This is a genomic window from Chryseobacterium caseinilyticum (genome assembly GCF_014837145.1).
GTDB classification, from domain to species: Bacteria; Bacteroidota; Bacteroidia; order Flavobacteriales; family Weeksellaceae; genus Chryseobacterium; species Chryseobacterium caseinilyticum.
Genome location: NZ_JACYFS010000002.1, coordinates 366,003 through 380,694 on the forward strand (window position 1 = coordinate 366,003; position 14,692 = coordinate 380,694).

Sequence of the window (14,692 nt, forward strand, 5' to 3'; positions counted from 1 at the left end):
TCAAATTTTTTATGGACTTTAATTTATCAGAAGAACAGCTGATGATTCAGCAGGCAGCGAGAGATTTTGCACAGAACGAACTATTACCGGGCGTAATTGAAAGAGACCGTGACCAGAAGTTTCCTGCCGAACAGGTTAAGAAAATGGGGGAAATGGGGCTTCTTGGGATGATGGTAGACCCACAGTACGGTGGAGCAGGGATGGATAGCGTGTCTTACGTTTTGGCAATGGAAGAAATTGCTAAGGTAGATGCTTCTGCAGCCGTGGTAATGTCTGTAAACAACTCTTTGGTGTGTGCAGGTCTTGAAAAATTTGCTTCTGAAGAACAAAAAGTAAAATATCTTACTCCTCTGGCAAGCGGGGAAGTGATCGGAGCATTTGCTCTTTCTGAGCCGGAAGCCGGTTCTGATGCCACTTCACAGCAAACTACTGCCGTAGACAAAGGAGATCACTATTTATTAAACGGTATCAAAAACTGGATTACCAACGGTGGTACTGCAACCTATTATATCGTAATCGCACAGACCGATCCTGAGAAAAAACACAAAGGTATCAATGCGTTTATTGTGGAAAAAGGCTGGGAAGGTTTCGAAGTTGGTCTTAAAGAAGATAAACTGGGAATCAGAGGAAGCGACACGCATTCTTTACTTTTCAACAATGTAAAAGTACCAAAAGAAAACAGAATCGGCGAAGACGGCTTCGGATTCAACTTTGCGATGGCTGTTTTGAATGGCGGTAGAATTGGTATCGCATCTCAGGCATTAGGAATTGCTTCAGGAGCTTATGAACTTGCTCTGAAATATGCCAAAACAAGAAAAGCTTTCAAAACAGAAATCATCAATCATCAGGCAATTGCTTTCAAATTAGCGGATATGGCAACGCAGATAACTGCAGCAAGAATGCTTTGTTACAAGGCTGCTGTAGAGAAAGATGCAGGAAAAGACATTTCAGAAAGTGGAGCGATGGCGAAACTGTATTCTTCTCAGGTTGCGATGGATACGACGATTGAAGCTGTTCAGATTCACGGCGGATATGGTTATGTGAAAGAATATCACGTAGAAAGAATGATGCGTGATGCAAAAATCACTCAGATCTACGAAGGAACATCAGAAATTCAGAAGATTGTAATTTCGAGAAGTATCTCAAAATAATCTTTTCTTCAATAAAAATAGCAAGGGCTTTCAGAATTCTGAAAGCCCTTGCTGTAACTAAACACAAACTTTTATATAAAATTATGGTCAATTGCTTAACCGTAATGCGATGCAAAAGTACAAATCAAATTTCAATTATTCTCATTGAAACATTAAAATTTAATTAAAAATTATTCTGCTGTATTGCCGATACTTTTGTTTCTGTTCTTTTTATAAAAGTAATAACCGATTCCTGCGATCAGAAAAAGAGGCCAGAATGGAACAAAGAATAATAAAATTCCTGTAAGAACTTCCCAACCTGAGCCAATGCCCGAAGAGAATTTTCCTCCGAAACTGTCAGGTTTTGAAGCTGCAGCAGCGGCATTTTTTTCGTTACCATAAAGAGTAATTTCAATGTCGCATTTTGTTTTGGGGTAAAATTCGTCTCCCGAACTTGCGATAGTCTTGTCAATCACATTTCCTGTGTGTGCACTTACATCTTCTATAAAATATTCAAATTTATCTAAGGGAACCTGGATTTTCAGGTAAGCAGTTTTTGTATCGTCACTGTTCATGCTTACGTTTTCACTTTTTAGGCTTCCATCGTATTTTCTAAGCTGATCTTCGATGTAATTTTTTGCGCCATACGTATCATCAACTCCAATTTCAAGATTGGCGGTTTTCTTTAAAGCGTATTTGGTTTCATATTTGGGTTTTTCAGAACTGTTATTTTTGTAAATAATCTTTGTTTCCTTTATAACTTTCGGCGCCGGAACATTCACAACAATTTTCTCCTCTTTTTTCTTTGCAGAATCTTTATCAACAACAGTTTTAGATTCAAATTTCACATTCGAAATTTTTTCACCTAAAGAATCTACAGAAGAAGCTGTTTTTTCAAACTTATCTTTTAAATCCTGTGAAGTTTTATCAAAGTCTTTGATTTTTACCTGAGCAGAATCTAAAGCGGCTGCCGTTTCATTTTGAATTTTTTCAGCTTTGTCGGAGATTTCTGTAAAACTGCTGTCAGCAGATTTTATGGTTTCACTTAGGGATTCTGTAGTTCCGTCTCCCTTTTTACACATAATAAATGTACTTGATAATGCAAGTAGCAGAATAGCTTTTTTCATAACCGTTAATTTTGTTGATGTAAAGCTATCTAACAATTGAAAAAATTAATTGTAAATGAATCTGAAAACTTTTGTAATATTTTAAATAATTGGTAATCAAGATTTTGAGTTTTATTTACAATAAATTTACAAATTTTAGGTTTCAAAATTATCACAAATTGAAACATTATTTTTAGGTTCTTAAGTCATCATATGAGCAATTCAACAGCATTGCTGAGATCTATTATTTCCAATTTATAATTATTTATATAAAAAACGTAATCCGCAGTGACGCAGTAAGGCGAATTTATATTACGCGAGATTTCTAAATTTTGATTTGTATGCAAATTATGAAAGTATATTTTTTTTGATCCAATGATTATTATTAGATTATTAATTAGTTTGAAATCCTTGATATAAAAACCTTCAGAAAATTCAATCAAAAAATTTGCCTCATTTTGAAAGAAATTTTTATTCAGTTCTCTTATAGTAAACAGAAGCTCAGTTCTCTTATCATTACGATATCGCCAATATATAACATTTTTATCATCACTGCTAAATTCAAAGTTCTTACCATCATCAATTTTAGATGAAAATAATAATCGTGGTTTTTCTTTATCATCACTGCTAAAGTTAAAGTTATTACCATATTCATCAATTGTAGCTGAAAATAATAATCGTGGTTTTTCAAAATTATCAATATCGAAAATTGCATAATATCCTCGCAGTATATTTTCATCTACAAAGAAATAACAGATACCGAGCTTCAGATAGTCTGACGAAAAAAATGTAGAGTAGGGATCTCCCATATTTCGGTTATAAAGAAAATTTTCTTTGGCAAAGAAATCGTCAAAAAAATTAATTAAATTGATTTCTTTAAACTTCTTGAAATCAAAGAATATTAGATTTTTATCTTGTGAGTCGTCATAACGCTGATCTAGATTGTCTATCAATTTCTCTGTTATTCTGCCATTAAAATCTATTTTGATATGGTAATGTATTCTTAAATTATTTGGTTGGTCGGTAAAAACTTTTAGATAAAAAAATTGATCGGATACGATTTTAAATTTTAAAACATAATATAAATCTTGCTCCTCCGTAACGGTACTGGATTGAATTTGCCAAAAATAATCATCATAATAAAATAATGACATTGGCTTGATGAAAATATCTTCTTTTAGATAAATTGTTTCTGTTTTATCTGTTTCAGCGTCAGAAATTTCGAAAAAAAGTTTATAATTATCATCTATTTTTGCTGCTGAAAATCTTTTTGAATTTTGAAAAAAGTCTAAGGCAATTATTTTTTCTATTTCGTTCGGGACACCTTTCAGACTTTGATTGTTTATTTTGAGGTATTTATTTTTGATTGATGCATCATATTGTTTGTCCTGATATTTTAAAATTTTGTCAATAATAACGTAGGTAATTATTATTAAAACTAATAAAGTGTAAATCATATTTTGAATTTAAATGAAATGGACAGATAAAAAAAACAGACTAATAAATTTAAAAAAAATCCGCAGAAAAACTTCCACGGACTATATTTATAAATTTAAGCGATTAAATTAAGCATTCTGAAACTCACTGATAAAATGCAGTTTCACATTCGGGAATTTCTCCTGCGTCATGTGAATGGTGAAAGAAGAATCAGCTAAGAAAACCAACTGATTGTATTTGTCTCTTGCCAGAAACCGCTGCTTCAGTCTTGCAAATTCCTTAAATTCTTCAGACTTTTCATCTGCTTCTACCCAACATGCTTTGTGCATGGAAAGTGGTTCGTAGGTACATTTTGCACCGTACTCATGCTCCAGACGGTACTGAATCACTTCATACTGAAGCGCACCCACGGTTCCGATGATTTTTCTGTTGTTCATTTCAAGCGTAAACAGCTGTGCAACACCCTCATCCATCAGCTGATCAATACCTTTTGCCAATTGTTTGGCTTTCAGCGGATCATTGTTATTGATATATCTGAAATGTTCCGGAGAGAAACTCGGAATTCCTTTGAAACTCAGTTTTTCGCCGCCCGTGAGAGTATCGCCAATTCTGAAACTTCCTGTATCGTGAAGTCCGACAATATCTCCCGGGAAACTTTCGTCAACCACTTCTTTTTTATCAGCAAAAAATGCGTTCGGAGATGAGAATTTCATCTTTTTACCTTCTCGTACCAACAGGTAATTTTCATTTCTTTTAAATGTTCCCGAAACAATTTTCACAAAAGCCAGACGGTCTCTGTGCTTCGGATCCATATTCGCGTGAATCTTGAAAACAAACCCTGTGAAAGTGCTTTCTTCAGGTTTTACTAAACGGGTATCGCTTTCTTTCGGTTGTGGCATCGGTGCGATGTCGATAAATGCGTTCAGCAATTCACGGACACCAAAATTATTCAAGGCTGATCCAAAGAAAACCGGCTGCAAATCTCCTTTCATATAATCTTCACGGCTGAATTCAGGATATACAGATTGTATTAAATCCAATTCTTCACGTAGATTTTTTGCTGCTTTTTCACCAATTACTTCGTCGATTGAAGGATCATTAATGTCATCAAACTTAATCGCTTCCCCTACTTTCTGTTTTTTCTCTTCCAAAAATAACTGAATATTGTCTTCCCAGATATTGTAAATTCCCTGAAAATCAGCGCCCATACCGATCGGTAAAGAAAGCGGACAAACCGTTAATCCCAGTTTCTGTTCAACTTCATCAAGCAGATCGAAAGCATCTTTTCCTTCACGGTCAAGTTTATTGATGAAAACCAACATCGGAATGTTTCTCATTCGGCAGACTTTCACCAACTTTTCTGTCTGTTCCTCAACTCCTTTTGCAACGTCGATTACAACGATTACGGAATCTACGGCAGTCAGAGTCCGGTAAGTATCTTCAGCAAAATCTTTGTGACCCGGAGTATCCAGAATGTTGATTTTGTGATCTCTGTATTCAAAAGCCAACACGGACGTCGCTACGGAGATTCCTCTCTGACGCTCAATTTCCATGAAATCGGACGTTGCTCCTTTTTTTATTTTATTGGATTTTACTGCACCGGCTTCCTGAATTGCCCCTCCAAAAAGCAGCAGCTTTTCCGTTAGAGTGGTCTTTCCGGCATCGGGGTGAGAGATAATTCCGAAGGTTTTTCTTTTTTCTATTTCTTTGATTAAGTCTGACATATCGTAGTTTGAATTTGCAAAAATCGGGAATTTAATCGGATTTTGAAAATTGGATTTTTGATTCAGTTTGAACCACAAAAGTCACAAAAGATTTAAATAGCTGATCACTTTGAAAATACAAGTTCGAAAAAGGTTTGGGAATAAATCTTTGAAAGTTTTAATGTAAATGCATTTGACACATATGTCCAATAGAGTTGCCATTATTACTTATAAAAGAACACATAAGATTAAAAATCAAAGATTTTTGTACGGGAGTGGAAAATCATGTATAATGTTACAAATGCTTTCCTTTTTTATGAACCACGAAGTGGTTTAATGTGAGTAGCCGTGGGTGAAACCCATGGGAAAAATGTACAGTTATCATCAGAACCACGAAGTGGTTCAATATGAATATCCGTGGGAACCCATGTTAAACAATATATCGCCGATAATGAGAACCACGAGGTGCTTCAATGTCAGTAGTCGTGTGTGAAACCCATGGACAAAGATCACACCAGTAAATCAGAACCGCGAAGTGGTTCAATATTATCGAACCTTATTATGTTATTTTTTTGAGATTAAAAAATATAACAATATGAAAATGGATACCGAATAAAGCCATTTTCACTTTTAGATCAGATCATTTTACGATGAATCATATTACAACTATTCATTTTCAATGCTTGTTGATATATTTATCCCTGAAAACATCGATGAACATTCACTTAATCTGTCATTCATATTTTTCTAAACTATTGAGGGTCTTGTAAAGTGCTGAAATGCAGTAAATTGTACTTGATTGCCTCAACTAAGTGGTTGGACGCCTCAACTAAACGGTTGAACGGTTCAACTAAGTGCTTGATTGGTTCAACCAAATGCTTGAACGCCTCGACAGAATGACTGGATGCTATACAAAACGGTTGATTACTGATTCAAAATGATTGAAAGCCCTATCGTAACGGTTGATTTCTTTAGCAGTGTGCTTGCTTGTATTTGTTATAGAATTTTGCTTTTTTACTGGATGCCGATTTGTTTAATTTTGATGTTTTTGGATAGATTTTTTAAAGTGATTCGGGAAAACTGCACCGTCTAAAATCGGAGATTTTTCGCCACACATATAGTAGGGGATTTAATGCGCCTTCGTGTAATTTAAATTTTAAACCTCACTCAGCTTCTTCAAATTTGATTTTTTCTTAAGGAAATATGCCAATCCAAACCCAATCAAAACCATGGCGGCACTGAAAGGGAAAATAAACTGCATTCCGAAAAAATCTGCAACACTACCGATTATAGGGCCAGCAACGCCAAGAGAAATATCGATAAAAAGTCCGTAACCTGCCAATGCAGAACCTTGATTTGACGGTGCAACACTCTTGATAGCCATCACTCCTAAAGCCGGAAAAATTAATGAAAATCCTAATCCCGTAACACCGGCACCAATCAAAGCCATTTGTGCATTCGTTGCAAAAGCGATGATGAGAAGTCCGATGGTTTCTACAAAAAGGCAGGCGATGGCAACTTTTATTCCGCCATAATCATTGATGACATTGCTGAAAACCAATCTTCCGGCAACGAACAGTCCTCCGAAAATACTCAGACAAAGCGCACCGTTGTTCCAGTGAAAATGATTGTAATATAAGGTGATGAATGTAGAAATACTTGCAAAACCGATTCCGCCTAAAGCCAGACATACGCCAAATGGAGCTACTTTCCCTAAAACTTTCCAGAAAGACTGGGTTTCTTTTTGGTTATCGTTGGTTTTGTTTTCCTTCGTTTTAGCAAAGAAATATCCTATTATTCCTAATAGAATAGACAGAATTCCGATTCCGTAAAGACTGAATTTCTGTTCAATAACAATTCCCAATGATGCACCAATCGCCAACGCTCCGTAGCATGCAACACCGTTGTAGGAAATGATTTTTGCGGTATGTTTTTCTCCCAAAGCCATAATTGCCCAGTTGATCGGACTTGCACCTACCAATCCTTCGGCACAGCCTGTCAGCAGACGTGTGATGATGAGAAAACCCAGACTTAAAATGGGAGATAATTTAAAATAGTAAGCGATAATCAGAAAAATACCTGTTGCAGAAAAACCAATCATGCTCAGTAATACCGCTGGTTTCGGACCTTTCCCATCAATCATTTTACCTGAATAGGCTCTCAGGAAAAACGTGGAAATATATTGTAAACTGATAACCATTCCTGCTACCAAAAGACTAAATCCTAAACTTTTACTGATGAATATTGGAAGAACTGAAAGTGATAAGCCGATGATAAAATATCCTACAAAAGTAAAAGAAACATAACTTATCAGTTGTAGATTGAGATTTTTAGGCTGAATTAATGAGGAGTCCATGTGAATAGAAAAATTAAGCTGCAAAGATAGTTTCATTAAATTTCATAAGGAAGCAATTACAATAGATAAAAGGAATTGTAAATATAATTTGATATGAAGTTTGAGATCTAATCCTTCGGCAGGCTCAGAATGACATTTGAGATTTGAAACCATTTTTTTCATTAATTCAATTATCTTTGTTCCTCAAAAATTATAATTAAATGGAAAACTCAAAACACCCGAATTATATTTTCGACTGGCTGGGAGGTCTCATACTTTTTCTAGGATATATCATTGGAAGTATGTTTGTAGGATTTGTGGGAATTGCGGGGAAATTTGTTTTCAGATTAGATTTTATGCAGAAACCATGGTTTTTAATGATTTCAAATGCAATTGTCTTTTGCCTGATGATTGCTGCATTCGATTTTTTAATGGTGCGTCAGAAAACGGGAAAGAAATTGAATTTTAATTTTTCACCAACCAACTTTTACACTTACCTGTTAATCTTCCCAATGATGCTGGGAATGATGTTTATTGGTGAATTTGTCACTTCTCAGATTCCTACGACCGGACCTTTTTTCGGAGATTTTTATAAGTTTTTTGAAAGAATAATGGAAGGATTCATCAATGATCCCATTATAATGGTCATCATGGCGGTCATCATGGCGCCGATTTTTGAAGAAATTATTTTCAGAGGAATTATTCAGAAAGGTTTAATTAATAATGGAGTAGAACCATGGAAGGCCATTTTGCTGGCGAGTGTTTTATTTGGACTGATTCATGGAAATCCGTGGCAGTTTGTGGGTGCAACTTTACTGGGTTGCGTTTTGGGTTTGGTTTATTACAAAACGAAATCCCTTCTTTTGCCTATGCTTTTGCATGGTTTTAACAATCTCTGTTCGGCCGTTTTGATTTTTTACACTCAAAAAGAAAGTTTCGCAGAAGCCTTTGAAATGCAGGGATGGATGATTCTCTTGATTGGAATTATGCTGTTTTCAGTATTTTTCTATCTTTTTGCATTTAAAAATAAAATTCGTTATACAGAATCTTAGATAACCGTGACGGATGAGCCGCAGAGTTTAGTTTTAAGTTTTTGCGCTTATTTTAAGGCACATTATTAGAAAATCAAAGATTTTTATTTTTGGGAACTTTTAGATTTTCCTCCTTTTAATTTTACAAAAATCTTTGATTATTCCTCTTATGTGAACTAAAATATTCACAATCATGATCAAAATTCTTCTGTCAAAACCAAACTATAATCATTAAAATCCGATAAAAATTCGGGTTAATAAAAATAAAAATGGAAATATTAGTAGCCACCCACAATCTTCATAAAAAAGAAGAAATACAACAGATTTTAGGAAATGATTTTACCGTAAAAAGTCTTGCAGATTATGATCTTCACAACGAAATTGTAGAAGACGGAGATTCTTTCAATGCAAATGCCTTGATCAAAGCCAAATATTGTTTCGAAAAAACCGGAATTCCAAGTCTGGGAGACGACAGCGGTTTGGTTGTGGAATCTTTAGACGGAAGACCCGGAATTTTTTCTGCACGCTATGCCGGAGACCATGATTTTGCGAAAAATATTGCAAAAGTTTTAAGCGAAATGGAAAATATTGAAAACAGAAAAGCCTATTTCATCACAGTTTTATGTTATTATGATGAAAATGGTGCCCAATATTTTGATGGCAGAGTTCATGGAAATTTACTGACAGAAAATAAAGGTCACAAAGGTTTTGGCTACGATCCGATTTTTGTTCCTGAAGGTCATGAAATTACCTTTGCTGAGATGAATCCGGAAGATAAAAACAAAATCAGCCACAGAAAACAGGCATTGGATCTGTTTCTGGATTTTTTACAGGCATAGGTTGAGGTTGAGGTTGAGGTTTGCGGGTGAGCAATTTTCATCTTAACCTAAGCCTTAGCCTCAACCTTTTATTGTACATTTGCTATAATAAACTATTGATTTGAGTACTTATTTAACGATATTAGGTTTTAATTCTGCAATACCAACGGTGAATACTTCTCCCACGGCACAACTTCTGGAAATGGAAGAACGCTGTTTCCTCATAGACTGTGGCGAAGGAACGCAGGTGCAGCTGAGAAAAGCAAAGGCGAGATTTTCAAAAATCAATCATATTTTTATATCCCATCTTCATGGTGATCACTGTTTTGGTCTGCCGGGACTGATTGCGTCTTTCAGGCTCTTGGGAAGGGAAGTTCCTCTGCATGTTTACGGTCCGAAAGGAATTAAAAAAATGCTGGATACCATCTTCACAATTACCGAAACGCATAGAGGTTTTGAGGTGATTTATCATGAACTGGATAAAGATTATTCAGAAAAAATCTACGAAGACAACAGGGTAGAAGTGTACACCATTCCGCTTGACCACAGGATTTACTGCAATGGTTATCTGTTTAAAGAAAAACCGAAAGAACGTCATATTAATATAGAAGAAGTTTCAAAATATCCTGAAATTGAAACCTGCGACTATCATAATCTGAAAGCAGGAAAAGATTTTGTTTTGAGTGACGGATATGTTTTGAAAAATGAAGTTCTAACCACAACACCTGCGCCATCCGTTTCATATGCATTTTGCAGCGACACAAGATATTTAGAATCTGTAATTCCGATTATAAAAAATGTGACGGTTCTGTACCACGAGGCAACTTTTCTGCATGATTTAAAGGAAATGGCAGATTACACCGGTCACACGACAGCCTTGGAAGCAGCGACAATTGCCAAAAAAGCAGAAGTTGGTAAATTAATTTTAGGGCATTTCTCCAACCGTTACGGAGATTTGACGGTTTTCACAGATGAAGCGAGAACGGTTTTTCCAAACTCTTATCTTCCAAAAGCTTTGGAGTGTGTAAAAATTTGAGAAAAATTTAAATAGTAAGATATCCTGTAGTTATGTTTTAAGATTAAAAAAATCTATTGGACAGTTTGCCTAATGAATATTTAAAATATTAACTTAATCAAAACTTATTAACTTCAAAATCTTAAGGGTTTAAATTAAAAAATGGTATTTAAATAATGAAGTTGAATTTTTCAGAATTAAAAGATTTTCTTGACGAAAAAGCAGATGTTTACAATAATCCGGAATTCATTAATGATGATCCGGTTCAGATTCCGCACCGTTTTTCTTTGAAACAGGATATCGAGATCGCTGGATTTTTGGCTGCTACAATTTCATGGGGAAACAGAAAGTCTATTATTAAATCCGCTGAGAAAATGCTTGACATTATGGGGAATTCTCCCTATGATTTTGTAATGAATTACTCTCAGAAAGATTTAGATTTTATTAAAGACAAAAGTATCCACAGAACTTTCAACGGAGAAGATTTTGCTTATTTTATTACGCAGTTTCATAAAATTTATACTGAAAATGAAAGTCTTGAAGAATTGTTTTTAATTAATGAAGAGGAAAATAATTTTCAACATTCAATAGAGCGGTTCAGACAGAAATTTTTAGGAATTGAAAAACACAGAACGCATAAACATGTGAGTTCGCCTTACAAAAACTCATCTGCAAAAAGAATTATCATGTTTTTAAGATGGATGACCAGAAAAGACAACCGCGGCGTAGATTTTGGAATCTGGGAAAATATTGATCAGAAATTTTTATCCATTCCTCTGGATGTGCACACCGGAAATATTTCAAGAAAATTAGGTTTGATTTCCCGGACACAGAATGACTGGAAAACTGTGGAAGAATTAGATGTAATCATCCGGAAATTTGATGAAAAAGATCCTGCGAAGTACGATTTTGCATTGTTTGGATTAGGAGTAACGAAGGAATTATTTTAAACAGAAAAATAATGAAAACATCACACGAAAATATAGAATTGCTAGAGAAACTGGCAGACGGTATCACTTCATGGATTGGCTCTATACCGTCTCTCATTATTCATACATTACTTTTCCTTACCTCATTTTTACTACCCGTTTTCGATGTAGTAGATTTTGATAAAATGCTTTTGGTACTCACGACGGTTTTGTCTTTGGAAGCGATTTATTTATCCATCCTTATTCAGATGTCGGTAAATAAAAGCAATGAAAAAATTGAAGACATTCAGGAAGATATCGAAGACATTCAGGAAGATATTGAAGAGATCAGCGAAGATATAGAGGAGATTAGTGAGGATTTGGAGGAAATCAGCGAAGATATTGAAGATATCCAGGAAGATATCGAGGAAATCAATGAAGATGAAGACGAAGAAGACCACAATGAAAGAGCCAAAAAAGCTATTCTAAAAAGCAATGTCAATTCAAATAAGAACGAAATTAAATTTTTAAAAGACAAAATAGCTGAACTTCAAAATAAAATTGATGAGCTGAAAAAAGATTAGAAATTAAAAATAAAATAAGCTAAAAGAGACTGATCGAGGGATTGGTCTTTTGTTTTTTGACATTAAAATTCAATTAAGATTTGATTAGAAAATAAAATAATTGTTTTATTATTGATAATTATATGTCATTCAATATGTTTTAAATCAATAAAATTTGGTATTTTTGGACAAACAATCTGAAAATGTTAAATTATAGATCAAAAAACTATCTTTTATTTTTACTCTTTATTCTTTTTTCTTTACAGCTTCATGCACAAAAAGCAAGGAAAGTTTTGCCGGAAAAAAAGAGTGCAGAAAGTATGAAAGCAGGCGCATTTATAGATGTAAATGTTGCTTCTTACACCCCAAGTGGTTACAACATTGATCAGTTGGTTAGAAATGTATTGATTTCCGGAGGCTCTTCATGTGCGCCACCCAATGTAAGTAATGTCACGGTTTCACCAAACCAGCCTCATACAGATACGGAAAGAGCGTGGGGATATTTTCATAAAGGTACTACCAACTTCCCTTTTCAGGATGGAATTGTACTCGTTACAGGAAAAGCAAGACGAGCGGGTAACGTTCTCGAAGGCAGTTTGGGTGACCCTGTTCCCGGAACTACAGGGAGTGACCCTGATTTAGTTGCTGCAATTAATCCGGCAGCTGGTTTGCAGGATGCTGTGTTTATAGAATTTGATTTCGTTCCGAATAATTCGCAGATTAATTTTAATTATTTATTTGCTTCAGAAGAATATACATCAACTTATCCTTGTGGAGTTTTCTCTGATGGTTTTGCTCTATTATTAAAACCAAATACACCAGGGTCTACCTATACCAATATGGCTATATTGCCAGGTGGTAATGGGCCTGTAAGTGTTACAAATATAGTACCCGGGGGAGTCGGTTTTGCTTGCGGACCAATCAATGCGGCCTATTTTGGCGGTCTGAATACTTTGAATATTGAAACTAATTTTAATGGCCGTACCATTCCGTTAACTGCAACTGCAACGGTTACGCCTGGTCAGTCTTATCATTTTAAAATGGTATTGGCAGATGCTTCAGATCCTGGTTTTGACTCTGCAGTATTCATCCAGGGAGGATCATTTGATCTTGGAATGACCATCGTAGACCCAAGTGGAAATCCTGTTCCGGACAGCATTAATGTCTGTGATAATACGCCTACAATACTGAAAGCTCAGATAACAGCACTTCCCGGTACTACATACCAATGGTTTAAGGATGGTGTAGCTATTCCTGGTGCTACGTCAATGACTTATACAGCTATCACTCCGGGTGTGTACAAGGTTCAGGTAACAGTTCCGGGAGCAACTTGTCCGGTAGAAGCGCAGGTGACTATTGTAGGTGGTACAAGCCCAGTAGTGCAAAACGCAACCTTAAAGCTTTGTTCTACGCCAAGTAATTTTACATTTAATTTAGATACTGCAAAGCCTTTAATCAGCACAACAACTGGAGCCGTATTTAAATTTTATCTCGTACAGGCTGATGCAGTTGCAGGAAATGCAAGTAACATAACTGCAACAACTGCATTTAACGGAACAGATGGTCAGATTATTTATGTAAATGTTTCAAACGGGGCTTTTTGTTCCAAAGTTGCAACACTTACACTTAGAAAAGAAGAAACTCCTGTGGCAACAGTTACAGCTCCAAAAATCAAAATATGTAATGGTGAGTCTGTAGTTCTTACTGCTGCGGGCGGGGTAACCTATCAGTGGGGAGATACTTCTGTATCAGGTGCAATCCGTACGGTGAGTCCAACTGCGACTACCACATATACTGTTTACGCTATCGGAGCTCAGGGTTGTAAATCTTTAACTCCTGCCAGCATTACAATAGAAGTTGTTCCTGCAATTACTTCAAAACTGACTGGCGGATGGATTTGTAATGGTGACAACATCACGCTTGATGCGGTTGCAGGTCCTAATTATACTTACCAATGGAGCAACGGTGCTACTACGCAAACAATTACTGTGGGTGTAGGCGGTATCTATGGAGTAACAATCTCCAACGGGGTTTGTTCTAAACTTTATACAACTGAAGTGAAAATTGCAGTTCCTCCAACCATCACTAATATTGATTATAATAATGATAATATAACAATTTCCGTAAACAATCCTAGTAATGGTGCATTAGAATATTCTTTGGATAACGGCTTGACTTGGCAAAATTCAAATACCTTCACCAATGTTCCTAAAAATACGCTGGTTTTCATTAAGGTTAGAGTTAAAACTACAAGTTGTGTTGGCTCTCTGGAATATTATACTTTCAATATGCAGAATGTAATCACTCCAAACGGTGATAATGTAAATGATATGATTGATTTCAGAGGTGTGGCTGGTAATAAAAACTTTACTGCTCAGGTCTCAGACAGATATGGAAAAGTGGTTTACAAATACGAAAATATAAGACCTTACTGGGATGGTTATTTCCAGGGTAAGAAATTGTCTACTGCGTCTTACTGGTATCAGATTACTTTTGAAGACCCTGCAAGCAAGCAGACAACAGTAAAAACAGGATGGATTTTATTGAAAAACTTTGAATAAAATTTAATTTAAATAAGAATAAAGCCGGCAAAAATGTCGGCTTTTTTGCTTTTCTAAAAGTAAAAGTTTCGTAATCAGTATTTTG

Annotated in this window: 11 protein-coding genes; 7 read left to right on the top strand and 4 right to left on the bottom strand. The window is 35.4% G+C overall.

Going from position 1 to position 14,692, the window contains the following annotated elements; translation table 11 throughout:
* Positions 1-11 precede the first annotated feature (11 nt).
* The gene (locus IC610_RS09735; RefSeq protein ID WP_056077141.1) at positions 12-1,151 is read left to right on the top strand and encodes an acyl-CoA dehydrogenase; all 1,140 of its coding nucleotides are present in this window, start codon (positions 12-14) and stop codon (positions 1,149-1,151) included.
* Between the two features lie 170 nt (positions 1,152-1,321).
* Here the strand turns inward: IC610_RS09735 and IC610_RS09740 are convergent, their stop codons facing one another.
* From IC610_RS09740 to IC610_RS09755, 4 genes are all read right to left on the bottom strand, one after another.
* Positions 1,322-2,257: a DUF4349 domain-containing protein gene (locus IC610_RS09740; protein ID WP_191736679.1), complete on the bottom strand. Its 936-nt coding sequence runs from the start codon at positions 2,255-2,257 to the stop codon at positions 1,322-1,324.
* Positions 2,258-2,445: 188 nt separating this feature from the next.
* Positions 2,446-3,693 carry a hypothetical protein gene (locus tag IC610_RS09745; protein WP_191736680.1) on the bottom strand — a complete coding sequence of 416 codons (1,248 nt, stop codon included), beginning with the start codon at positions 3,691-3,693 and terminating at the stop codon, positions 2,446-2,448.
* Positions 3,694-3,801: 108 nt separating this feature from the next.
* Positions 3,802-5,397: a peptide chain release factor 3 gene (locus tag IC610_RS09750; protein ID WP_056082199.1), complete on the bottom strand. Its 1,596-nt coding sequence runs from the start codon at positions 5,395-5,397 to the stop codon at positions 3,802-3,804.
* A gap of 1,135 nt (positions 5,398-6,532) precedes the next feature.
* Positions 6,533-7,768 (bottom strand): MFS transporter, encoded by a 1,236-nt coding sequence (locus tag IC610_RS09755; RefSeq protein ID WP_191736681.1) that lies wholly within the window; start codon positions 7,766-7,768, stop codon positions 6,533-6,535.
* Positions 7,769-7,932: 164 nt separating this feature from the next.
* Here IC610_RS09755 and IC610_RS09760 point away from each other — a divergent pair, with 164 nt between their 5' ends.
* The 6 genes from IC610_RS09760 to IC610_RS09785 all read left to right on the top strand — a co-directional run bounded on the left by IC610_RS09760 (position 7,933) and on the right by IC610_RS09785 (position 14,607).
* Positions 7,933-8,763, top strand: coding sequence for a CPBP family intramembrane glutamic endopeptidase (locus IC610_RS09760; RefSeq protein ID WP_191736682.1), 831 nt, complete (start codon positions 7,933-7,935; stop codon positions 8,761-8,763).
* Between the two features lie 242 nt (positions 8,764-9,005).
* A complete protein-coding gene (gene rdgB / locus IC610_RS09765; RefSeq protein ID WP_191736829.1) occupies positions 9,006-9,581 on the top strand; it encodes an RdgB/HAM1 family non-canonical purine NTP pyrophosphatase in 576 nt (191 codons plus the stop codon).
* A gap of 100 nt (positions 9,582-9,681) precedes the next feature.
* Positions 9,682-10,596, top strand: coding sequence for a ribonuclease Z (locus IC610_RS09770; RefSeq protein ID WP_191736683.1), 915 nt, complete (start codon positions 9,682-9,684; stop codon positions 10,594-10,596).
* A 161-nt stretch (positions 10,597-10,757) separates the two neighbouring features.
* Positions 10,758-11,525, top strand: a complete 768-nt coding sequence (locus tag IC610_RS09775; protein WP_191736830.1) for a TIGR02757 family protein — start codon at positions 10,758-10,760, stop codon at positions 11,523-11,525.
* Positions 11,526-11,536: 11 nt separating this feature from the next.
* Positions 11,537-12,067, top strand: a complete 531-nt coding sequence (locus IC610_RS09780; RefSeq protein WP_191736684.1) for a DUF1003 domain-containing protein — start codon at positions 11,537-11,539, stop codon at positions 12,065-12,067.
* A gap of 182 nt (positions 12,068-12,249) precedes the next feature.
* Complete coding sequence (locus IC610_RS09785; RefSeq protein ID WP_191736685.1) at positions 12,250-14,607, top strand: choice-of-anchor L domain-containing protein; 2,358 nt, start codon at positions 12,250-12,252, stop codon at positions 14,605-14,607.
* Positions 14,608-14,692: the final 85 nt, after the last annotated feature.

Coding starts and splice junctions, on each gene's coding strand:
- IC610_RS09735 (WP_056077141.1), top strand. CDS start 12: ATGGACTTTAATTTATCAGAAGAACAGCTGATGATTCAGCAGGCAGCG.
- IC610_RS09740 (WP_191736679.1), bottom strand. CDS start 2,257: ATGAAAAAAGCTATTCTGCTACTTGCATTATCAAGTACATTTATTATG.
- IC610_RS09745 (WP_191736680.1), bottom strand. CDS start 3,693: ATGATTTACACTTTATTAGTTTTAATAATAATTACCTACGTTATTATT.
- IC610_RS09750 (WP_056082199.1), bottom strand. CDS start 5,397: ATGTCAGACTTAATCAAAGAAATAGAAAAAAGAAAAACCTTCGGAATT.
- IC610_RS09755 (WP_191736681.1), bottom strand. CDS start 7,768: ATGAAACTATCTTTGCAGCTTAATTTTTCTATTCACATGGACTCCTCA.
- IC610_RS09760 (WP_191736682.1), top strand. CDS start 7,933: ATGGAAAACTCAAAACACCCGAATTATATTTTCGACTGGCTGGGAGGT.
- IC610_RS09780 (WP_191736684.1), top strand. CDS start 11,537: ATGAAAACATCACACGAAAATATAGAATTGCTAGAGAAACTGGCAGAC.
- IC610_RS09785 (WP_191736685.1), top strand. CDS start 12,250: ATGTTAAATTATAGATCAAAAAACTATCTTTTATTTTTACTCTTTATT.